Source organism: Candidatus Nitrososphaera evergladensis SR1, from assembly GCF_000730285.1.
GTDB lineage: Archaea > Thermoproteota > Nitrososphaeria > Nitrososphaerales > Nitrososphaeraceae > Nitrososphaera > Nitrososphaera evergladensis.
On record NZ_CP007174.1, the window covers coordinates 390,928 to 412,169 of the forward strand.

A 21,242-nucleotide genomic window follows, 5' to 3' on the forward strand; every position below is an offset into this window, starting at 1 on the left:
GTCTCTATAAATGGTCTATAATATTTAATCTGATGTTAAGAGCGTCCGTGTGTGTCACTCTCATAATAATAGGAGTAGGCTTGCGGCCTATGTTTGTTAAGAGAGAGGAAAGACTATAAGGAGCTGGCATAAAGGCTATACAGGTTTCCGGTCTTGCTACCCACATAACTCCAGGTCTCTGGAGGAGTGGACAGTAGTTTGAAAGCGTCCTTCTGCTGCTTATCCAGCTCCTCGTAAACATACTGGCCAATTACAATCTGGTTTGGTTGCGCAAGACCTGTAATTTTGGATGCGATGCTAATAGTATAACCAAGGATGTCGTGGCGCACTTTTCTAATAGTTATCTGTTTACCATCCATGACCAATGAATGAAGGTCCCATCCATACTCCACCACTACATTTTCTCCCAGATCTATTCCTATACGAACATCTAGTTCTGAATAGCCCTCTTGATTCAGGATGACGTTGAACCCTTCTTTCACTGCCCTGATCATAGATCTCGCACAGTGCACTGCATTTGTGCACGGCATGTACGGATTGGACTTGTCCGGAATGACAAAAAATGCGAGTATGGCATCGCCCAAGTATTTCAGTACGAATCCGCCATATGCCGACACCACAAGAGATATTTCGTACGTGAATCCGCGGACTATTGCGGCCAACTTGTCCGCGGGCAACGTCATCGAAAGCTTTGTCGAGCCGACTATGTCGATGTACAGTATCACGAAAGTGGCTTTGGACCCTGCCATTTTTTCAAGGATGTCCCGTGTGTCTTCGTCCGAAATGTTAAATTCCATTTCTCCTTTCAATGAATTCCACATTGCCAGTTGGGCTGACTTGATGATGTTCCCTATGTTGACAACTGCATCAAGGTAAAACATGCCTAGCAAGGCTCTATCGAAAGAAGAAGAGGAGGTCTGTTTGACCGATGTTTTTTCCTTCTCCTCCTCTGCTTCTTTGGAAATTCTATCTTTAATTATTCTATTGACTTCTTCTTCGCTGATATCGAGTTGTGTTGCAATCACCTCTGGAAAAATGCCCGCATTGTATAGATTAAACACGGTTTGCTTTAGTTTTGATTGCAATCGGAATGTGTATCCCTCTTTTGCACACGTATCATTAGGTACTCATTCTTATTAATCCGCGCATGTTACGCTGTTTCTTCTTCTTCGTCTCTCTCTCTCTACAGGCGGGCGGTTATAGAAAGAACCGTGTTCATCAGGACTCAAAAGCTCTTTGAGCCGAGCAAGCAGGGCCTTTTTAATTATTATTACTGCACTTCCTTTTTTTCTTTCTTAGAAATTCCTGCTCTGGTACTGTCTTCAAGAATTTTGGCACTATATCAGATAAATGACAAGGCGATGAAAATAGATACTGGGAGTGTGGGGGGAGCATTCCTAATCAAATCTATCCTTACAATACGTATTGTATTACATGCGCAAAGAAAAGACCGTTGGGTACGGTTTACTGTCCCGAGTGTGGCAGAAGGGTTCGCACGCACAGCTATCACCGAAGCAAGTCTCGTAACAAGTACGAAGCCGCAGAACGAATAGTTTGAAAATCTTGGAGCCTGGCATAGAAGAATTAAAATTGATACTTACGGAGTGCGTTAGCTCGTAAAACAGGCTGAAAGAGTGAGCCCGCCATGAGATGATGATGGAAAGAAAGATATGTGGCAGTGCCTCGGGAACCATATATTCTGGCTAAGACCCAATCATGGTCAGTTATTATTTCATGACCTTCTTGCTGCCTTGTTTGCTTTGTTGGCGTGCTCTGCCGTTTTTTAGACTCCTTCTCCGCCTTCAACTCGGACTTCTCTGCTTTCTCTGCTACTTTCTTCGCTTTGCCTGCCTCTTGGTCATTAAATAAATTAATTAATATTCATCAATGCCAATCGAAAACGATGAAAATTAATTCTGAGGATTTTATTGTATCTACTGCCGGTAGAAAAAAAGTAAATCTGAAGCACCGGCCAACTATTGTGAAACCTCTATACGGATCAAAGAAGCAGTACAAAGAGATCCTCAATGAACACATTGAAGAACTCAGCTCGTTACAAGAGCTGCTCTTTGCATCAAACCGCTACTCTTTGTTAGTGATCTTTGAGGGAATGGACGCAGCAGGTAAGGACAGCGCCATCAAGCATGTGATGTCCGGTGTTAATCCTCAGGGCTGCCAGGTATTTAGCTTCAAGCGTCCTACACCAATAGAACTTCAACATGATTTTCTGTGGAGGTATGTTGTCTGTCTGCCTGAACGAGGGCGGATTGGCATCTTTAACCGTTCTTACTACGAGGGAGTGCTAGCCGCTCGTGTGCATCCGGAAGTAGACCTTCGTAGCGAAGGATTTCTTGACCAAGACGACGGGCCAGCTGCAGATGAGGAGAAGAAAAAAGAAGAAGTGTGGGAACAAAGGTACGAGTCTATTGTGAATTTGGAGAAGCACCTGTATCATAACGGGACAAGAATAATCAAGATCTTCCTTCACCTTTCAGAGGAGGAACAGCGAAAACGTTTCCTAGAGCGTATCGATGATCCAAAGAGGAACTGGAAATTCAGCTTGGCAGATGTTGAGGAGAGGAAGTTTTGGCATGACTACATGAAGGCTTATGAGGACTGTCTCAGTGCAACAAGCACCACTACCTATGCCCCTTGGTATGTTGTTCCAGCAGATAACAAGGAGAACGCCCGGCTTATCATTTCAGAGATCATTTTGGAGACCCTGAACGGGCTAGAGATGAGCTATCCGAAACTGGATCCCAAACGTCTGGATGAATTGCAATCCACCCGCAAGAAGCTACTGCTTAACAAATGAGACCACCCGTACACGCACACATACATATACACAAAAAGGACAAGCAAAAGATTTCTGAATAATCTCTCATATCTTGGAGAGACCAAGATATGTGCATGTTGGGAAACGCTTTTATTTTTAGTCACAAAATTTCACTCCGAGCGAGTGCAAAGTTAGCCTGGCAGCCCGGTTAAGGTACGAGCTTCTTTCCAAGCTCGGGATCGCGGTTGTTATTCTTTCTCTCTCCACCTCGCTTCCTCTCCCCCCTCTATCCCTCCTACCAGCTTTCTATCCGCAGCCCCGGCACTCTTTCAAAGTGCTTTCTGTTACGAGTTACGATGGACTGTTTGTTCGTAAGGGCCATGCTGGCAATAAAGAGGTCAAGTTCTCCTATGGAGTTGGACTTTAATTTATCTGCAAGTTCTCCCCACAGTCTTGCAGATCCATAGTCAAGGTTCAGTATAGAGAATCTACTCAGGATTTTTTCTATTCGTCCAATGGCCCGGTCAGTGTTACGCGACGCATGGGCGCCATGATATAGCTCTGCTACATTTATGGTCGTTGTGTACACGGGTTCGCCTCTTTGTTCAAGTTCGTCTAGTTTTGCAATGGCAGCCGGACTGCCTCTATCTAGATCGGCAATAAAATCAGAATCAGCACATACCATATGGATTTTTTTGCCTCTCTTAAAGCTCTACCTTTCTAGTTTTGAAATTCTTGCGTAATTTGCGGCTTGCCGTTTCAATCGCATCTGCCAGCTCGGAGTCAGGACCTAATTCCAGGAGAACTGCCTTGATCGCGGCCGGATTACCCCTTTGAAATTTGCGCAGGATCACGTCTGAGAAGGATTCCCCTTCTCTCTTCTCGGCCTTCAGCGCCTTGTATGCATCGTCAGTTATAGTAATTGTAATGGTAGCCATGTATGTATACATATGCAGTGCACTTACATGCATTTAAGCCTTATTCCATAGATCATTGCATAGTACTCTTGCCACTGTGGTAACAATGATGATTATTATTATGGCGGTGCTTATTCTGGTTATGATGCGTATGGCTCTGTAACTTGGCAAACGCTTTTATCTTCAACTTCGAAATTCCACTTTGGATAAAAGTAGAAGCGAAGTTAGCCCAGCCCGGTTAAGGTACGAGCTTCCCAAGCTCGGGATCGCGGGTTCAAATCCCGCACTTCGCACCTTTTTCCTTCTCATTTTAACTGGATTGTTGACAAAATTGTTGACAATGGGGATTTTCAAGCAGGGCTCTGTAAACTACGGCAATTTCTTGTTGACAACGGCGGCGAGAACAGCAATAGTAATAATCATCATCATAATAGAAGTGGTGGCTTTGAGTTAGATAGCAGCTATAGCGTGCAGTACCTGTCTATGCAGGATGCAAGGGAAAGAATCTACCTTGAGCACTTTTTAATTGCAGTGCTGAACCCGGTGTTTTTACGGACATAAAAAATAGAGATCATTTTTTCAAAGCGCAAAAACAGCGCATCTGAGCAAGCCGTATGGCCGTGTGTGTGTATGGATGTATTATGGAAGTAATGACTATGCAGTAGTAGTGGTGGGAGGAACAGCAGTAGCAGGCGCTACAGTCCCTTGCTCTTCATCCCCTCGGCGCTTTTCCAAGATATCTTCTGCCGCGCGCTTGGCGCTTGAAAGACTGGCGTCCAATAGCAATCCTTCGTGGCCAACCCAGTCCCCTACTATATACAGATTCTTTGCGACGCTAACTTTGACCGGCGGTCTTCCTCGAATCCCGCCTTGAGATGCAGTTACTAGGGCATTTGAGACTACCATGTTTGGTAAGAACCTCTTTTTGACCAGCACCTTGCGCCATCCCGGCTGCATAAGGTCTAGCAGTCTCTCCAGTTCATTTTCCGTAGCCCTGGGATCCATGTCAGTTAAAGATCCAATGTATTTGACCACGTGTATTACCGCCGCTGGCCCTTGTACTTCTACGGAGTTACTACTATTACTACTACTGCCGCCGGCGCGCGAAGAAGGTGCAAGTTTTGCAAATGCCGAGTGCACAGACAGGTACAATGGTTTGTCTATTCCAAAGCCTGCAAGTCTGTCCGGCCTTGGCAGGCTATTCAATGCAACATCGAGAGTCGCGACCCTGACAGGTATTGCCTCCTTGGCAGCCCTTGTGATCACTTCTGGTCTCTGCTCTTTGCTGAATAATCTGTACGCATCTGAAGGACTTGTGGCTATCACAAGAGAAGTTGCATTGATCTGGCTGCCATCGGAAAGGTCGGCCGTCCAGGCACCATTACTTCTCTGTTTTACACCCACAGCTTTTTTACCCGTCAGTATCTGGACATTTTTTTCTCCCGCATCCAAGGCGGCGTCTCGAAGTCCATCGACGAGCGTCTGCCACCCCTCATCAACGTAAAGTACCCCACCAGATGATGCCAGCTTGAATTGAGCCAGAAGCGAACCGGCACTTGCAAACTTGGGATCGTTGCTGTAAGACGATACCCTAAGGTAGGTTTCTAACAGCTCTGCAAAATCCTGATGTCGTATCTCTTCCTTCTTCCAGCTGTCTAGGCTGATGGAATCAAACTGCGACGTCTCCATCTTGGAGAGTGAAGCAAGAAAGCGAATGGCTTCGATTTTACTGGAAAGCGACAAAAGCTTTGACGACATCATAGAATATAGACCACTTGGTAGTGGAAACACCTTGCCTTCCTTTATTGCGACATATCCCGACGGCGAGCCTCCGTGGTATTTTACTCCAAGCTCTTGCAAGATCTTCACGGCCGGTCCTGCAAGATATAGTGCATGAGGACCTTGGTTAAAGTGATACCCTTCAAAATCAGCCGTTCTGGCGCGCCCTCCAATGCTGCTTGACTGCTCGGTTATCACCACAGTCTTTCCGGCACGAGCCAGATACACTGCGGCAGTCAGGCCTGCCATTCCTGCACCTACTATCAAAACGTCTGTGCTGGTTATAGTAGCAGGAGCAGCTGCTGCTGTTGTTGATGATGATGCTGATGATGCTGATGTTGATAACGCTTGAAGGGGCTTGTCGCCTCTATCTCCAATGTCATGATCGTTATCGCCAACACCGTCGCTACCACCACCAATAAGCCTGTCCTCTTCTTCAATTTCTACATCGACATTTCTTTCTTCTTCTTCCTCGTCCTCCTCCTCATTCTTATTCGCAATTGTCCATTTCTCTCGAATCTCTACCATTCATTCACACCTCAGTTAGTCAACTAACTAAACGATTGCCGGCTATTAAATCTTTAGTTAGTGGACTAACTAAACCTTATATATCAACATGTGGTGGTATTCAATTAGAGCATATTCATTTGCTTATTCGTGTGGTCATATGAGAGTGAGTTTACATTATGAAGCCAGATAGGCAGGAAAAGGTGGATAGAATCCTTCGGGCTGCGGCCGTAGTTTTGGCAGAAAAGGGATATGAAAATGCGACCATAAAGGACATAGCTGCGGCAGCGCACGTCAACTGGGGTCTTTTGCATTACTACTTTAAGAATAAAGAAGATCTTGTTGTCAAGACCCTTCGATACGCGTCCGATGCTGCTTTCACTCCTACTCTGGGCCTATTCTCTGAAGGCAGGTCAAAGGAAGAAATAGTTGATAACGCGATAGAACTGCTAAAAAGGACTTATCGTGACAATCCTGGATTTTACAAATTGCTCTTTGAAATGTGGTGCGCAAGCGGACGCAGCAAAAAGATCAAAGCAGAACTTGTGGATTGTGTGAACCGCGTAATAGAATCACTTCGAACCGAGTTGGAAAAGATTTCTTCTTCTGCTGTTCCTACTGCTCCTACTGCTACTGCTGCGGCTGCCATTCCTGGTGCTAGTTTTGCGGATATTCCGCATGAAGAATCGACAGGCATTGCTGGCTTGCTCCTTGCCATGTCTAATGGCCTTGCATTTCAGCTCATACTCGATCCTCAAAAGCTAGAAGATGAAAAGACATGGCAGCCGTTTAGAGTTGCAGCGCTTGTGCTTTTGGGTGGTGATGTAAACGAGGCAAACAGCAGCAACAACAACAAGAAGAAGAAAAACGACAAACCCTGATCTCGCACCTGTATATCCAAAATTCCATCGCACCTTCCTCTCTTCCTCTCTTTCTCCCTCGCTAGAAAATCGGTTTTCATGCAATCGCCTGGCACTGTGGCTATTTCCATGGTTATGCTCACTCTTGCAAAAAAATCCCTCCCTTCCTCAAAGGTTGTGTGGCGACTCTTCTATCGCAGGACAGACATGTTGGAGCAAAGAGCGCAATAACAGTGGTCGGAATGCCTGTGCGGCCCTTGTGTGTGTATGTGAGAGTCCATTCTTTGGAAAAATCTTGCCATTGCAATTGAGTGCAGCAGTAATAGCAAATTCCAGCATGGTAATCAAAAACCTCAGCGCGAGCAAGTACATCCATTGTTTCTTCCATTGTTTCTGGCTTTTGCGCCATGTTCTTCTTCTTGTTGCTGCTGCCGCTTGTTTTGGAGTGATGGTGGTCATCGTTGGATCTTTGGCCGTCTATTGCAAACGGCTCTACTCCCGCTATTACTACTACTGCTATTGCCGCAGAAGCGGAGCCGTCTAGATGCCGGTTAAGAGGTTTTTCTCCTGCCGTCGGCTTGATATTGAATATGTGCGTATTTTTTATCACTAAAGCGAAAAAACGTCGACATTGCGGCATCTGGGATAATTGAGCGCCAATTATTTTGTATAGAATGAGATACCCTTGGCATCCAGTCCTGAATTCATTTTACCTCCTCAGATTTGAGGAGGAGGAAAAGGAAGAAGGAAAGCAAGAGAAGAAGAAGGCGGAAGAAAATGAGAGAGGAGATAGCGAGTATCAATGTGCAAAATATACTTGTGACTGCCAATGTTAGTCCTTTCTCGTTCTATCTCTTGTAGTAACGATGCCACGACGAGACTCCTTTTTTTCATGCAAGCAAGAATTTCTTTATCCTTGACGACACAGTATATATCGTACTTTGTAATAATTCCGACAATCTTTTCAAAGGCAATCTTTGGCCGCATCTGCGAGAACTTCTTGCGCTCCTGGTGCACCCTGAATCTTGGCTGCCATGCCGCTAACTCCCGGGTAATTTGCATCAACTACTACATACTGGGCACCTGAAGGCGGAGAAAGAGAAATCCTTTCAGCCGGATTGATGGCCTTGATGGTCTCTCTGTCAATCAGGCGTTCTTTCTCCACGATCTTGTAAAAGAATAGGTCCGGCTCACCATTTCCCCCTCTCTCATCCTCTGGATAAACGAGGCCGATTCCGTCTATCTGGTTCTTATGTTCTTGAATGAAGCTAGAAACCAGCTCGGACCCTCCTTCTTCATCATATCTGATTGCCTTTGTTAAATCTGACCTAAGCGAGTCGGGAACATCATTATCGTCTAACTGAATATGCTGTTCGCATCTTACTGTGCTCATGTATTTGATTTGTACGTCGGCAAGTGGCTTCCTTCCAGAATTTTCCAGTGTTACTTTTGAAGTTATTATTGCACCTTCGTTTACGCCATAGAATCCTTTATCGCTGTCAGAAGTTGACTCCACCTTGATCTCGTAATCCTTCTGAGAATACGATGGTAATGATGATGATGATGGAAGATAGACAACGACAGCAAATGCAATGAAGAATAATACAGCACCAGCCAGAGCCGACAAAAGATGCAATCTTTGCATAACTGAAGTGAATAGGCCAGTGATGATAGGCCTTATTTTAGATTTTGCAAAAGAAAAAAAGTTTCTTTTTTTGTTGCACAAGGAAAAAAGATACGGTTGGAATTTGAAAGCGTTTGAGAAATGGTGGTACAGTGATGATGGTGATGGTGATGACGACGACCGCGTGTCTCAATATTGCGGCCACCCAGTCCCTCTGAGGGATTTCATGCTCTTCGTCAAGGCAAATGCGCTGAAAGTATTTGAAAAGAAGGTTTCGGCCCTTAGCTTGAAACAAGTTAGGGCTTATGACAAAACAACGACGGCAGCAGACATTAAAGAGTGGCTGCTGATTGCCTTCAAACACGACGGGTCCAAGACTGGTAATCAAAAGCCCAGCCTAAACGTTCCTCAAAACTACTTTGCACGGTTTGAGAATCTGGCATGGCATTATGATGGCAAGGAGTCACAAACACAAAACCTGAGGACATTTGAAAAATGGTGGTGCTATACGGCCGCTATCAAAGTTACCAGCACCGGCGAAATTGCACGCGGTCCAGCTGATGCATCGTTCTGTAGAAGCGACTATAGCAACATCAACAACAACAAAAACCATGACCTCGAGGTTCTGATGCGCTTTTACGAGAAAAATCGGGAGAAAATCATTTGGGACTTTGCATACCAGCACTCGTCGCCGATTGGTCACATTGAACATCCTACAGACGCACACCTTTTGAGGGGAGCCTTTTATGGAGCATTCCGCGCTTAGACTGCCTTGTAGGCTGACCCCTCTCGCCCTTGGCTGCAGGAACTCTCCAAAGTATTGATTGACCTTGCCCATCTGCATCCCAAAGTCCAGAAAGATCTTTGTGTCCCTGTCCTCGACCAAGAATTTGTTGCCTCCTATCTCATGGACCCCTCCGTAGAATGTGATGCGGCTTCTAGCACTACTTCTACTGCCGCTACTGGCCGATGACAAGTAGAGAAATGTTATAGAATGTCAGTTATTTATAAGAGCGCGCGGCCGTTCATATTCGCTGTCTGATGTGAATCCTATTTACGGAAATATTGGTATGAATGCCCAATACAGGCAATATAAATACAAGCTTCTGCATTCTATTGGCGAAACTGCTCTTGCCCCAGAGGAGACTTGAATGGCCCAAAGTAATGCCTGTCATTCTACTACTACTAGCGCTGCTAAATCTTGTTGCCTTTCCATTGCTGAATTCGATGACTGGAACAGACCTGCCAATTAGTGCTGATTTGCAGCGTCCCCAGAATGCATACGCGGCAACGGCGGGAACAGGATCATCATCATCGTCGTCAGCATCATCATCAAAATCCGCATCGGCTTCTGCCTCTGCCACCGCTGACGCCAACGGCAGGATTGCTTTTGGTGTGTTCTACGGTGCTGGAAATATCGTTTGCGGTGGCGCCATCTTCATCATGAACCCTGATGGCACCAACCCAAAACGCGTACCGAATGCTGACGGCTGCGGATCCTCACCTTCATTTTCCCCGGATGGCAAAAGGCTTGTTTTTGACAAGTGGAGCACCGGTACATCTGGCTTTTTGGGAGGCTCTGAAATTGATGCTGTAAATCTAGATGGCACCGACCCTGTATGGTTCTCGGTCACAAATAGGACTGTATGGTGGATGTATGACTACTCTCCGTCATTTTCTCCAGACGGCACCAAAATTGTCTTCAGCAGTTGGAAGATTGACGATGACGGTCATAGGCACATCTACGTCATGAATTCTAATGGGACCGTAGAAGGCGCTGTACGCCTGACAAACAATAACACCGCGGACGACGACAGTCCTGTTTATTCTCCTGATGGCAAAAAGATAGTGTTTACCCGCGCTGGCGACATCTATTCCATGAATGCGGATGACGGCGGCGACCTGACCAATCTTACGAATAATGGAGCTGACGCAAATAACATATCTCCGACGTTTTCTCCCAATGGCAAGAAGATTGCTTTTGCAAGTGATAGAGATGATGAACATCGTCATGATCCTTTCGGCAGCGTGACCAATAACTGGAATATCTACGTCATGAACGCTTCCGACGGCAGCAACCAGACAAGGCTCACAAGTAACCCTGCTCGTGACGATGGACCGACATGGTCCCCAGACGGCGCTAAAATTGCCTTTAGCAGTTGGAGAGACCATCATGGTTGGCATTCTGAGATATACGTCATGAATGCCGCCGATGGAAGTGGGCAAAAACGAATAACCAATTTTGATACGCTTCCAGGGGGAGGAGATTCATTTGGTCCTCCGTCGTGGGGACCATCTGCAGGTACGCGCATACTGTCCGATGATCATGATGCTGCTGTTGTGGTCGCTGACAGTTTGTCATGCCTGGCCCTGTCTGCGCAGCAGGAGACGAAAACAACAATGGCGACATCGGCAACAGCAACTAATACTACAGCAGCGCTACCACCACCATCATCAGCAGCGGTAGCTTGGGATCCCGCCACTTCCACTTGCACAATAAATAATGGCGTCACACTGGCAATTTCAAAGTCTGGCTTCCTTGCGATTGCACCAACTGTTACCCTCAAAGTATCTATGCTTGCCGTCTTGCAAAATAATGGCACGATAATCAGCTCTGGCGCAGTCAAGAACGATGGTACAATAGATAACCTTGGTGTAATCAACAGTGCTGGCGCCATAGAGAACTACGGCTTGCTCAAGAATTCTGGTACCCTGAGCAATTCAAACACCATTGACAATTATGGCACAATAGACAACATCAAGGGTAAATCAGGCCGGTTTGTCAACTCTGGCTACATAATCGTACACAGCACGGATGCGGGCGGCAGAATCACAGGCTCAGGTTCAATTGTCAACTCTGGATACATCGCATCGTAATTGTCATAATACCGCTGCGCCCCTTTTTTTGCAGCTGCTGCGAGATTAATGGCTGGAATAGATGAGCATCTTGAAAGTTGCAGTTCTAAAGTATGAAATACAAAAAAGAAGAGTTTGGGCAGCATCGGAGCTCTGCCCGGGCTTCGTGAAGCAAGTCAAATCAGAACCTGCCAAGTATCCGTCGATTGAAATCAAGCACGTATAAGCAAAGATAAAGGACCTGTTCTCGTGCCTAGAAAAATACCAAGATATCTTTCAGTCTGAGAATGAAGAAGACCGCAATCATATCTACATCAATGTCTTTACAGGAAGCAAGGTGCTTGCAATGGCAGGCATGCTATCTTGCATGCTCTGGAAGGGGACCCGTATTATGCCAAGCTCGACTATGAAGACGGAGGGCCTGACAAGGGCGCAGACAAACGCAAGGTGACAGGAACTGACCTTTTGCCGGTATGCCAGATACACATGCCCTCTGCAGAGTCGCTCCTTGTGCTGTCGATAATCAGCAAAGCCGGAGGCAAGATGAGCAAGAAGGACCTCATTGAAAAATTGCAGGAGGTCAAGATGATACCTCACTACCAGCCTTCCCAGCCAAGGAGTGCACCTCACAGCCGCCTTCGAGCCATCCTTGGGCCCATGGAGTCTAACTGGCACTTTGTGGAGGTCAAGTCGAGAGGGCGGAGGAGCGATGTTGTGCTAACCGAGCAGGGCAGAAATGCTCTTAGGATATTTGGTAGCGGCCAAGCTGAACATTGAAGAGAATGGAAGGTTATATCTGCCAAGGGCACGGAGGTCTGAACAGCATGCAAGCTCTCAACTGATCATTCCAGACTTTAGAGCATATTTCATTTTATCCACTACTATGTCGAGATGGTCTCCAGCGTCACCAAGCCAAACACCCGTCAGCATAGGCCTTACCGCAAGTATGGCCAATACTAGTGACGCTATTGCCGCGGCCTTTGATACCGGCTCGCCTTGCTCCGCTCTTACAAGGACGTCATAGCGAAGCAGGCTCTGGTTCTTCTTTATCTTATCTGTTTCTCTTGTGGCTGTATCAGAGAGTCCTTCAATCTTTGTCCCAAACGTCTTGACCTTCTCTTCCATGTCAGTAACTGCCTTCTGTACAGTCTGCGTTGCGCCCGCAGTTGCTGATTCCAAGACCTCCCTGGAAGCCTTGACCGTGCCGGTCATTTCCTCCGTATCCTTCTTGAACGATGCTCGGAACTCTTCACCCGCCTTCTTGAGGGCCTCATTCTCACGCTTCAACAGTTCGTTCCTTTTCTCCAGGGCCAGATTCTCTGTTTGTACTTCCTTGTTGCGTTTTTCGTGCTCCTTGTTGGCGTTTTTGATGGTGCCATACATTGTTATGTCATCTTCAAGCTCGGCTGTTGTCGATGCACCGCTCTTCACTACAATGTTCTTTAGCGCGACGACCTCGTGGTTCTTTACACCCCTTGAATAGAGCACCCGCAATGACTGTATCGCCTGCTTGTCTGCGGCATACTCCATTTTGAGCTGGTCGTGCATTGCCTCGCGCTCTTCGCATAGTTTTTGCAGCCTGTCGGCCTTCACCGCAAATCCCGCCTTCCTGTCATAGTCGGTGCTCTTGAGGTCGTCTATGAATTTCTTTACAGCCGTCGAGCCGTCCATCCCGTTCTTGACGGCAACGTCAGACACTGTCGTAGCAATGACCGTCAGTTCTGGGAGACCGAGCCCTTTGCGCTCCAGCTCATGGAGCTTGCCAAGCACTTCTGCATTTCTGGCCATCTCTGACTTTTGCTGCCCGACCACTTTCGCATTTTCTGCCTTGCGCCTCTCAATCTCTGCATTCTCTGTAGCGAGCGAGGCATTGCCCCTCCTCAGAGACTCGTTCTCTGAAATTCCTGCCACAATCGCTTCCATATCATAATTGGCCTCCTCTGCATTCAAGAGCGCATTCTTTAGCCTCTCGGGGCTGTCAGCCACCAGACCATGAGAGGCGAGGAAATCCCTTGTCTCCTGGCACTTGGCAAGCGACTCGTCTGTCTGCCCGGCCCTCCTCAAGGCTTCTTCTCGGTGCTTCTCGGCCTCTGCAGCAATCCTTTCGCTTTCCTGTATTCTTGCATCCAGCTCTCTTGCCTTGGCGAGCCTGCTCTCTATGTCAACGGGTAGTCCTTCAATACCTATGCCACCTCTTTTGCAAGCCTCGTCAACGCGAGGTAGGCATCCTATAACCTTCTCGTCATCCATTCCCAGACCATTGCAGGCATTTAGGAACCTGATGGCTCTCATGATGTCAACGGGCGTATGCCCTTTCTTGCCAACTTCAATGGCGAGCCGTCTCAAGGTGTCCACGTTGCCCTCCCCCACAAGTCGCTTCTCCTCCGCTACTATGTCGCTGATGTGACCTGCACTTGCATCTGCTTGCCTCTCGATCTCTGGCCTTGGGAGACCCTGGTACCATTGCGATCTGATGAGGTTGTCCTGCTCGGGTGAAAACTTTTTGACCATGCTATATAAAAAAAATCTAGTCGCCTTTTTAATCATTACTGTATATGAAATTGTCCACGAAAGTTATTAGTCATTAATAATTTACTGAGAGTTTTTCATAAGGTTCTGTGGTACAGAATTGTCTATTCCTGTCAGACAGGTCACATGCCTGCCGGCTCTTCGCAAATGGACCTGTAATAATGCTGATAATGCTAGCTGCATTGCATGAGATGAGCTGTGTCTTTTAACATCGATTATCAAAAAATTATTGAATTTATCTGACATGCACGTGACAACCACGCCTGGCCCTGTGGCAGCAAGGTTCCTGATGTGACAAACTTGACATTTTAGGGCTCAATGTGACACAGGCCTTCTGCTTTCCTGCATGTAATGAGGGATCATCACCACTGGACACCCTTCTCGCAGATGCTCCACTCGATTCTAGCCTAGGGGCAGCTATCCGCCCGCACCAAATATCCTCAAGGCATTTCTCCCCTGCTCTGTCAGCGATACCTCGCTTCTCTTGTCCTTTGACCTCGTCTCTACAAAATGCCAGTGAGATTCAAGCGTTCAAGTCCAGCGACAGTTACTTTTCTTGCCGTCTCTTTCAGGTCAGACATTATATCCATTTTGGAGCTGCTACTACCACCATTTCCATCCTGAAGCTCTTACTGCTGCAAAAGGCCTGACTCTACAATTATGACTCCTGCTTTTAGGTGTGAAGCTTGTATCGTCTCTGTCGACTGGTCATTGTCATCCTTATCCTTGTTCTTCTGCACCATTCTAGGGTGTCATTGGTGGCCGCATATGCGAGAGCCGGCGTCTCTGTCAGTGATTTCCTCTCGTGTCTATAGTATTCTAGGGCCGATACAATATAGTCACTTGTCGAAGAGCCTTTGAGGTCAGAAGCAATTCTGGAGCACCACTCTGCCTTTTCGTCCAGCTCTTCCAGCCGGCGTCCTAGGCCAAAGACCTGGTCTATCCCAAGAGCCCTCGGCTGGTTCTCGGATTTGCTTCTCAATGTGCTTCTGGGAAGCAAGTCCTTTCTCTCCATAACCTGAAATTTCCTCTCATATACTTTGGTCTTTTGATGATGGTGTATCCTAGTAGAAGGGCGCGACACGTCATTGTATAGTCCCGCCAGAAGGAAATCACCAGCTGACGCACTTTGTTTTCCTGTTAATCAAAATATACTAATTGAATCTCATGACTTTTTGGCCCACTATTCAGACTGCCGTCTTCATGATGCATTATGGAAAACGTCTGCCTCAAAAAATCAATGTAGTTCTGGTGAAAAGTCGGTTGATGTTGAGGATCTACTTTTCTTCTGAGCTAGGGATCAGTCGTTTTCCACCAGCTCTCGACATTACCATGAAAACGACATACCTGACTAATGCTGAGACAAGTTGAGCACCTAGCCTAGTCGCAGGTTCACTCGCACTAGGCGTTTTTTGGCTGCAGACGCTTGGATGCCCGCAATTAGCTAACGAATAAAGCTCCAACGAACAAATGGGAGAAGCAACATGACCATTAGTCCGAATCAGAGTAGTTTTTTCTCATTTCTTAAATGATCCAAAAGTGCCACTCCATAATACCGCTCCTTCACTATCAAATACCTTAACATACACGCCGGCGAGCTCCTGATAGCCGTATCGTATTCCATTTGGACCTTGAATCAACCTTATGATGTCTTCCTTCTTGACTCCTGGCGTATTTACTTGAACGAAGATCTCGTCAGGTTTTTGTCCTCCTTTCCGCGCTAGACGCCCTCCTAGGTTATCTAATTTTCCTTCAAATGCAGTAACCTCTCGCAACTTTCCATTCACAAGTCTCACATCGGAACTTCTGACTTCAGAAGTGGGTATAGCTTCGGCTGCTCCTTTTGCGGCTTCTGTGGCAGTTCTGGGAGCAAGTTTATGTCCTTGACTCATTAGATCTTGGACAATTTCTTGTTGGAGTTCTGTCAATGAGGGTTCAGGTGCTTTCTTGGTTTCGCTTTTGATGGCTGCTTTGGCAGATGCCTCGGGGTTTCCATATCCTTTTGGCCTTGCAGGTTTCGGTTGAGGGGTAGGTTCTGGGCGTAATGGGTTCTCGACATCCGGCACATACGTACCTTGATTTATGCGAGCCTGAGCAAAGGCGCCGAGCACTCCGGTAGCAGCTGTCCCCAATCCACCTCCCGCAGCGATTTTCTCAGGATCGTCTGTGAACAGATCCGTAATCCCGGCGCCAAGTGCTCCGCCAAGCGAACCTGTCGCATGTGAAATAGTTGTCAGCCACGCTTGAATGACTCTTTGTCTCATTTGCTCCCTCTCCAAAGCTTCTTGGTCTTCCTTGGTGAATTCATTTACAACGGGCGAGCGACCGTACTGAATATAATGCTGGTCAGCAAAGAACCGGTCAAGGGCATCCTCGACTTTGCCCTGGAACTTGGACCTGTTGTACCAGTGCGGCCACTCCAGCCCGTAGCGCCGAAGAACCTGCAAGTCTCGCATCGGTATCCTCTCGCTCATGAACGAAGCGAGTACGTCCCCTGCAAATCCATGTTCATTGAGAACCTTTCGAAACATCTGGAACCGTTCGGGGCGGGTTTCGTCTAGTGCCTCCTCTACTATACGTTTTTTTGTCTTTGCAGCTTTTTCCCTTTCATCAAACTCCTTGAGTGGGGCATAGATCTGCTCGTCAGTCACCATCCGCGCCTGGAATCTGGGATCCGGCTTTATCAGCGAGAGCGTTGTCGGTCGTCGAGGCATCTCTGGCAGTGATTCTTCCTCATCCTCTTTGAGCAGCTGGTCAATCCTAGCCGCACCGGCTTCCGCTTCTGCGATTGCCTTCTTCCTCTCCTCATCCTCGGCGGGCTGCATCGACAAGCCGACGCCGGACGCAGGCAGTTCAGTCCGTACGGATTGCCCGTTTACCACGTTTTGCGCGGCCGTTCGTGCACTCGTCTCGTGAATGCCTTGCGGGTCATTGGATGGCGGCGCATCGGCGCCGCGTTGCTGGATTGTGTGCGCCAGTTCATGCGCAAGCAGTTCTCTTCCTTGACGCGTACCGGGCTGATACTGTCCTTTTCCAAATGTAATGTCGTTTCCTATGGTGTAGGCAAGGGCATTGAGCGATCTAGCTGACCTGGCAGCTTTTTCATCCGTATGTAGTCTAACATTAGAGAAATCATGACCAAACCTTGATTCCATGAATTCTCTGGTGCCTGTGTCAAGTGGAGATCCGCCGCCAGAACGAGCACCGTCAATCTTGCTTTCTGCTTCTTGTTCATGTGCGTCGTGAGGATGATTGACCTTCAATTTTGGTTGAATGGTGATATTTGCAAAATCAAATCCTGCGTCGGAGTACATCAATCGCCGTATTGCTTGGTTCCCAATTGCTTGTCGTAAATGAATAATGGAATTACCGGAATATTCCCCCGAATCATTGCGATAAGAGGGAGCTTTAACGACTCCCAATGATTTGCTGTCAGTCGTGCTGTCCTTTCTTCGGTATGAGGACGCAAATGACATTGGCCTACTACGGTTTATCGTGCTCATGTAGATAACACTGTCGATTTTCTGACAGCTACCTGGCTTTTTCTACTACTTTACGATGAAGTTTGGTACCCTCCTTATTCTTCGTTGATTGCCATTGGATTTCGATTTGCTTGCGCCGCTCCTCTCCGGCAAGAACCTTCCGTTTTCACACTTAATCAGTCTCGGTTGCATGTGAACCGAATATTGTTTTTTGGTACAGGTCATTTTTTCATTCATCGCCAAGGCGAAATAGGCTTGAGAAATCAAGGCACAGGTCGAGCTCTTCAACTCTTCAATGTGATAAAGAGGGCTTGGCATCCGCCAACGTCTTGTCTCCTGCTTTATTTAGATAACCTGGAGCAAAGAATATGACACAATATAGGATGGCAATTAGAAAAACATTCCTTATTCATCTGATCCAAGATCTTAACCCATGTCGATAAACCATAATGTTCCGTCCAACTTCTTTATTGTGTACTTGTCGGACTGATGTTTGCGTACGGCAGATCGATGCTATCGCCAAGCCCCAGTCCAAGTTCGTTCAACTCGAGCTCCATTCGCCATCTCAACACGTTACGAGTGCGTTGAGGCATGTTTGGTATCTGTTCTATTGCATCAAACATCACCTGTCTCATCTCTCCGACAGTGCAGTTCACTCGTCCTGCCCTCCTCTGCCTGATCGCCCAGTTCTTCCAGTGGTCATCAAATGCTCTATGTGTGGCCGGATCCAGAAGCGTCGTAAGAGCTCTCCTCCGGCTGTATGTTGGTACGTCGCGTAGGAACGATGTCGGGCCTACATGAGCTGATTGTTGCTGCTGTCCTGTGACCCCGTAGGCGTTTCGGACCTCTGTAGCGCTCCCATGCGATTGAAAAGCAATATCGACTGTGCCTGGAGCGCCTTGGGCTCCAATGAGTCCTCCGGCTAGGGCATCAGCTGCGGCGGAGCCTGCTCCGCGCTGCGATGCGCCTGGTGGCGTAAGGCCAAGTTCTCTTGAGAGTTCCTCAAAGACCTCTGGACCAGATACTCTGCCCGGAGTCGTCCTAGCTGGCTGACTTGGGCTTGCCGGGCCGACGTCACTGGCAGGCTGGCCTGGAGCGGCCTCTTGAGTTGATGATGGGGTAGTCTCGATGTCGGGAGCCGATGAGTTTCCAGTACGCGCCGCAGGAATTGCCTCGACTGGCTCTGACAAGGCCGGATTTCTCAACGATAATGCTATGTCGTCTCTGCCAATAATCGAAGGTAAAGAGCCAGTAATGCGAGCTGGAGGGAATGCGTCAGCAGTTCCAATCATAGCCGCAGCCAACACGTTACGCGCCCTTCCAACCATGACCCTCGCTTGGCGCCGGACACCTCTTCCAATCTCATACGCTCTTTGCTGACCTGGCGTCATCTCTGCGCTTCCAGCGTGGCTAGACGAAACCCCGGAAACTGTTGCGCCGATTATTGCCGACTGCCACGCTTGGTTTGGGTCATCAGAAAAGATGCTAGCGCCTAGGTAACCAGTGCCCCCGCCGACTGCCATGCCTGCAAGGGTCCGCGCTGTTGGACTAGATATCCTGCTCGTGACAGCGCCAAGAGGGCCTGAAATCAAGCCACTTGCCGCGCCAATACCGCCTGACTTCAGGATGTCCTTCGCGCTCCCGCCCTCGAGAGCAGTCTCTCCCATTCCCACGATAGCATTGCCTCCCATTTCTGCTGCCGTAGAGCGGACAAGGTTGCTGGCGGTACTGAGGCCCGGGGTTCCTGCACCCAATACCGCTCGAAAAGCTTGAGTGGGGCCTGCGCTGACCCCGATAACGGCACCGCGCTTGGCCCACCTTCTTGCTTCACGTCCTCCGCTTGCAAGAACGTCAGATAGCGAACCCCCTGCGGCCGCTTCTTGGGCCATGCCTCCGACCATGCCCAGTCCCGCGCCCTCTAGGCCCACCACGGCGCCCGTGCCAACTGTCGTCACTCCGAACGCGGTGGCTCCGCTAAGGCCAGCGCCGGCTGCTCCTGCGGCAACCACTGGCGCGGCGGCTATTGCGCCGAGGCTCAGGGCAATGGTAAAGGCAACGTCGCGAGTAATCTCTAGTCCTGTTACGATTCTTTCAGCAGATGACTCTGCCCTCTCTATGCCTTGATTAAGCAGCCTGCGCGCACGGTCTGCCTCTTCGATGGCGTACAAGGCGCGCTCTGCCCTGCTTGTGAGCGACACACTGTCGCCCATGCTTCTGTACCCTGTTGCGGCGATATTCGAGTTTTGGATTGGATCCAAAACCCGGTTCCACAGCTCCGCCGGCTCTTCTCCGCTGACCACGCTGACTGCAAAGCCGACATAGGGATGTTCCTCATAGTTTAGCTGAAGGTGTGCCTGGCCTCGGGAGTAGGTGTATTCGTTCATGTCCCGCGCACGGGTTACCGCTCTGTCCAGAGCCTCGACTACACTTGCACGAAGTCTAGTGACCTCTGATTCGTCGAGCACTATCATCTCGCTTCCCTGCATCAGCACAAAACCAGGGCCGTCGGGTCTCCTAGCTATGCCATCGATGCGTCTAACGGACTCCAAAGTCCTGGCGCGTGCGTCTTGCATGTCTGCTGGCGGTGCCAGCGCGCGCTGGATCGTCTCTGCGCGTCGCGCCATTGCGCGTTGAATACGGTCCTGATGCAGCTGCGGGGCTAGGTTGCCAAGCTCTATCTGCAGGATCTGCCTGTCAGACCTGCTCACATCAGAGCGCTGAAGCCACGCCATTATGAGGTCAACTTCGCGCCGCATCTCGTCAGAGTTTTCGTAGGCAAAGCTGCTTCTCTCGGCAAGCACTCTGGGCATCTGCATCGCCTCGTTGGCCGGAGCAGCGGTGCCGGACTTGGCTGCACGTGTCCTGCCGCGCGGCCTGCGCGGCGACCGTCCTCTGGCTGCCGCGTCGCGCCGCGCGACTTCGCCCCTCAGCTGCACCAATACTTCCTCTAGATGGGTCGACTCAAAGGAGGAGGTGGTCTGCCTATCCAGCCACTGCGAGATCTGGTCAATGTCTTCTATTAGCTCGGTGTAGGATCTGGTGCTCACATCTGGCGTACTATTCTGCCAATCCTCCAGCGAAAAGGCCATTCCTGTTCCCGCGGCCACTTTTACAGTAGCGGATTCGGCTTGATCCAATGCTGATATTTCTCGCGCCTCGTCCTCCGCCTGGGGCGTGCTTGCTTGCAAGCCGGTTCCCTTGCCCATATCCTGCTGGACCACATGGGCAAGTTCGTGGGTAAACAACTGGAGTCCCTCGGTTGACTGGTTATTACGTCCCTTATTGAATACGACGTGGTTTCCAAAAGTGTACGCCTTTGCGCCAAATATCGAGGCCGAGTACGAGGCCGCCTCGTCATCGTGCAGCCTGACATTGCGAAAATCGTGGCCAAGGCGGGAGCCAAAGAATTCCAAGGCATGGGGGTCAAGGCTGCGCCCCGGAGAGCGAAGGACTCCCTGCACTATGGGTGGGGCATTTTTAGCTGTGTCAGAATCCAGAATGGAATCTGAAGTCCTTGCAATTGCCTTCTGAGATGAATCTTCCTGAACATTCTCTGGTGACTTGCCGGGTCCATGCAGGTCTGGTTCAAAGATGCCTGTCTTGGCAAAATCAAACCCGTTGACGCTGAATCTCTGAACCATTTTTTTGTGCGTTGATAGAAAAGATTCGCCAGTATCAGCCGAGTTCTTGTGACCTAGCTCATGAGACTTTGATAATACTCCTGAGATACTTGAAATCTCGCTGGCTTTGCTGCTCTTTTCACCCGCACTTTGAAATGCAGAGGACATCCGGCAAGACTGAATTACTTCTCGTGTAGAAAAGGCTTGTCCAACCTATCACTACCGGCAATAATCACCTTCGCATAAATTTTGATCATGCAAGATGAATTCTATACCTGGCGGCGTTTAGATC

General features: G+C 48.6%; 17 protein-coding genes and 1 tRNA gene. 8 read left to right on the plus strand and 10 right to left on the minus strand.

The genetic code is table 11. The annotated features are described in order from the left end of the window. Nucleotides 1–113: 113 nt before the first annotated feature. The gene (locus tag NTE_RS01950) at nucleotides 114–1,085 is read right to left on the minus strand and encodes an adenylate/guanylate cyclase domain-containing protein (protein ID WP_148699501.1); all 972 of its coding nucleotides are present in this window, start codon (nucleotides 1,083–1,085) and stop codon (nucleotides 114–116) included. An 818-nt stretch (nucleotides 1,086–1,903) separates the two neighbouring features. Here NTE_RS01950 and NTE_RS01955 point away from each other — a divergent pair. Then, on the plus strand, nucleotides 1,904–2,815 hold the full coding sequence (locus tag NTE_RS01955; protein ID WP_148699502.1) for an ADP-polyphosphate phosphotransferase: 912 nt from the start codon (nucleotides 1,904–1,906) through the stop codon (nucleotides 2,813–2,815). Between the two features lie 256 nt (nucleotides 2,816–3,071). Here NTE_RS01955 and NTE_RS01960 read toward each other — a convergent pair whose 3' ends face one another. Then, a complete protein-coding gene (locus NTE_RS01960; protein ID WP_148699503.1) occupies nucleotides 3,072–3,461 on the minus strand; it encodes a type II toxin-antitoxin system VapC family toxin in 390 nt (129 codons plus the stop codon). Nucleotides 3,462–3,480: 19 nt separating this feature from the next. Beyond that, the gene (locus tag NTE_RS01965; protein WP_148699504.1) at nucleotides 3,481–3,714 is read right to left on the minus strand and encodes an antitoxin VapB family protein; all 234 of its coding nucleotides are present in this window, start codon (nucleotides 3,712–3,714) and stop codon (nucleotides 3,481–3,483) included. A gap of 197 nt (nucleotides 3,715–3,911) precedes the next feature. On the opposite strand from NTE_RS01965, the gene NTE_RS01970 reads away from it, so the two are divergent. Then, nucleotides 3,912–3,986 (plus strand) — tRNA-Gly (locus tag NTE_RS01970). A 361-nt stretch (nucleotides 3,987–4,347) separates the two neighbouring features. On the opposite strand, the gene NTE_RS01975 is transcribed toward NTE_RS01970, so the two are convergent. After that, nucleotides 4,348–6,000, minus strand: a complete 1,653-nt coding sequence (locus tag NTE_RS01975) for a phytoene desaturase family protein (protein ID WP_148699505.1) — start codon at nucleotides 5,998–6,000, stop codon at nucleotides 4,348–4,350. A gap of 158 nt (nucleotides 6,001–6,158) precedes the next feature. Between NTE_RS01975 and NTE_RS01980 the strand changes: the two genes are divergently transcribed. Then, nucleotides 6,159–6,860, plus strand: a complete 702-nt coding sequence (locus tag NTE_RS01980; protein ID WP_148699506.1) for a TetR/AcrR family transcriptional regulator — start codon at nucleotides 6,159–6,161, stop codon at nucleotides 6,858–6,860. A 118-nt stretch (nucleotides 6,861–6,978) separates the two neighbouring features. On the opposite strand, the gene NTE_RS01985 is transcribed toward NTE_RS01980, so the two are convergent. Beyond that, nucleotides 6,979–7,479: a hypothetical protein gene (locus NTE_RS01985; protein ID WP_148699507.1), complete on the minus strand. Its 501-nt coding sequence runs from the start codon at nucleotides 7,477–7,479 to the stop codon at nucleotides 6,979–6,981. Between the two features lie 34 nt (nucleotides 7,480–7,513). Here NTE_RS01985 and NTE_RS16235 point away from each other — a divergent pair, with 34 nt between their 5' ends. Then, nucleotides 7,514–7,675, plus strand: coding sequence for a hypothetical protein (locus NTE_RS16235; RefSeq protein WP_158384992.1), 162 nt, complete (start codon nucleotides 7,514–7,516; stop codon nucleotides 7,673–7,675). Between the two features lie 128 nt (nucleotides 7,676–7,803). On the opposite strand, the gene NTE_RS01990 is transcribed toward NTE_RS16235, so the two are convergent. Beyond that, complete coding sequence (locus NTE_RS01990; RefSeq protein ID WP_148699508.1) at nucleotides 7,804–8,565, minus strand: hypothetical protein; 762 nt, start codon at nucleotides 8,563–8,565, stop codon at nucleotides 7,804–7,806. On the opposite strand from NTE_RS01990, the gene NTE_RS16240 reads away from it, so the two are divergent. The 4 genes from NTE_RS16240 to NTE_RS02005 all read left to right on the plus strand — a co-directional run bounded on the left by NTE_RS16240 (nucleotide 8,558) and on the right by NTE_RS02005 (nucleotide 12,096). Further along, nucleotides 8,558–9,229: a hypothetical protein gene (locus NTE_RS16240; protein WP_226987118.1), complete on the plus strand. Its 672-nt coding sequence runs from the start codon at nucleotides 8,558–8,560 to the stop codon at nucleotides 9,227–9,229. The genes NTE_RS01990 and NTE_RS16240 overlap by 8 nt on opposite strands. Nucleotides 9,230–9,690: 461 nt before the next feature. Further along, nucleotides 9,691–11,340 (plus strand): PD40 domain-containing protein, encoded by a 1,650-nt coding sequence (locus NTE_RS02000; protein WP_158384996.1) that lies wholly within the window; start codon nucleotides 9,691–9,693, stop codon nucleotides 11,338–11,340. A gap of 220 nt (nucleotides 11,341–11,560) precedes the next feature. Next, nucleotides 11,561–11,770 (plus strand): hypothetical protein, encoded by a 210-nt coding sequence (locus NTE_RS17520; RefSeq protein ID WP_226987297.1) that lies wholly within the window; start codon nucleotides 11,561–11,563, stop codon nucleotides 11,768–11,770. Next, nucleotides 11,683–12,096, plus strand: a complete 414-nt coding sequence (locus tag NTE_RS02005; RefSeq protein ID WP_148699510.1) for a DUF6293 family protein — start codon at nucleotides 11,683–11,685, stop codon at nucleotides 12,094–12,096. Before NTE_RS17520 ends, NTE_RS02005 begins: the two co-directional genes overlap by 88 nt. A gap of 57 nt (nucleotides 12,097–12,153) precedes the next feature. On the opposite strand, the gene NTE_RS02010 is transcribed toward NTE_RS02005, so the two are convergent. The 4 genes from NTE_RS02010 to NTE_RS17045 all read right to left on the minus strand — a co-directional run bounded on the left by NTE_RS02010 (nucleotide 12,154) and on the right by NTE_RS17045 (nucleotide 20,971). After that, nucleotides 12,154–13,830 (minus strand): hypothetical protein, encoded by a 1,677-nt coding sequence (locus NTE_RS02010; protein WP_148699511.1) that lies wholly within the window; start codon nucleotides 13,828–13,830, stop codon nucleotides 12,154–12,156. A gap of 691 nt (nucleotides 13,831–14,521) precedes the next feature. Continuing rightward, entirely contained in the window at nucleotides 14,522–14,863 is a 342-nt protein-coding gene (locus tag NTE_RS02015) for a hypothetical protein (RefSeq protein WP_148699512.1), read from the minus strand. A gap of 502 nt (nucleotides 14,864–15,365) precedes the next feature. Further along, nucleotides 15,366–17,162: an eCIS core domain-containing protein gene (locus NTE_RS02020; RefSeq protein ID WP_148699513.1), complete on the minus strand. Its 1,797-nt coding sequence runs from the start codon at nucleotides 17,160–17,162 to the stop codon at nucleotides 15,366–15,368. Between the two features lie 635 nt (nucleotides 17,163–17,797). After that, complete coding sequence (locus tag NTE_RS17045) at nucleotides 17,798–20,971, minus strand: eCIS core domain-containing protein (protein WP_148699514.1); 3,174 nt, start codon at nucleotides 20,969–20,971, stop codon at nucleotides 17,798–17,800. Nucleotides 20,972–21,242: the final 271 nt, after the last annotated feature.

Bases quoted from the DNA above. Each gene is read 5' to 3' on its own strand.
- NTE_RS01955 (WP_148699502.1), top strand. From the start codon at position 1,904: ATGAAAATTAATTCTGAGGATTTTATTGTATCTACTGCCGGTAGAAAA.
- NTE_RS01960 (WP_148699503.1), bottom strand. From the start codon at position 3,461: ATGGTATGTGCTGATTCTGATTTTATTGCCGATCTAGATAGAGGCAGT.
- NTE_RS01965 (WP_148699504.1), bottom strand. From the start codon at position 3,714: ATGGCTACCATTACAATTACTATAACTGACGATGCATACAAGGCGCTG.
- NTE_RS01975 (WP_148699505.1), bottom strand. From the start codon at position 6,000: ATGGTAGAGATTCGAGAGAAATGGACAATTGCGAATAAGAATGAGGAG.
- NTE_RS01980 (WP_148699506.1), top strand. From the start codon at position 6,159: ATGAAGCCAGATAGGCAGGAAAAGGTGGATAGAATCCTTCGGGCTGCG.
- NTE_RS01985 (WP_148699507.1), bottom strand. From the start codon at position 7,479: ATGCCGCAATGTCGACGTTTTTTCGCTTTAGTGATAAAAAATACGCAC.
- NTE_RS16235 (WP_158384992.1), top strand. From the start codon at position 7,514: ATGAGATACCCTTGGCATCCAGTCCTGAATTCATTTTACCTCCTCAGA.
- NTE_RS02000 (WP_158384996.1), top strand. From the start codon at position 9,691: ATGACTGGAACAGACCTGCCAATTAGTGCTGATTTGCAGCGTCCCCAG.
- NTE_RS02010 (WP_148699511.1), bottom strand. From the start codon at position 13,830: ATGGTCAAAAAGTTTTCACCCGAGCAGGACAACCTCATCAGATCGCAA.
- NTE_RS02015 (WP_148699512.1), bottom strand. From the start codon at position 14,863: ATGGAGAGAAAGGACTTGCTTCCCAGAAGCACATTGAGAAGCAAATCC.
- NTE_RS02020 (WP_148699513.1), bottom strand. From the start codon at position 17,162: ATGTACTCCGACGCAGGATTTGATTTTGCAAATATCACCATTCAACCA.
- NTE_RS17045 (WP_148699514.1), bottom strand. From the start codon at position 20,971: ATGGTTCAGAGATTCAGCGTCAACGGGTTTGATTTTGCCAAGACAGGC.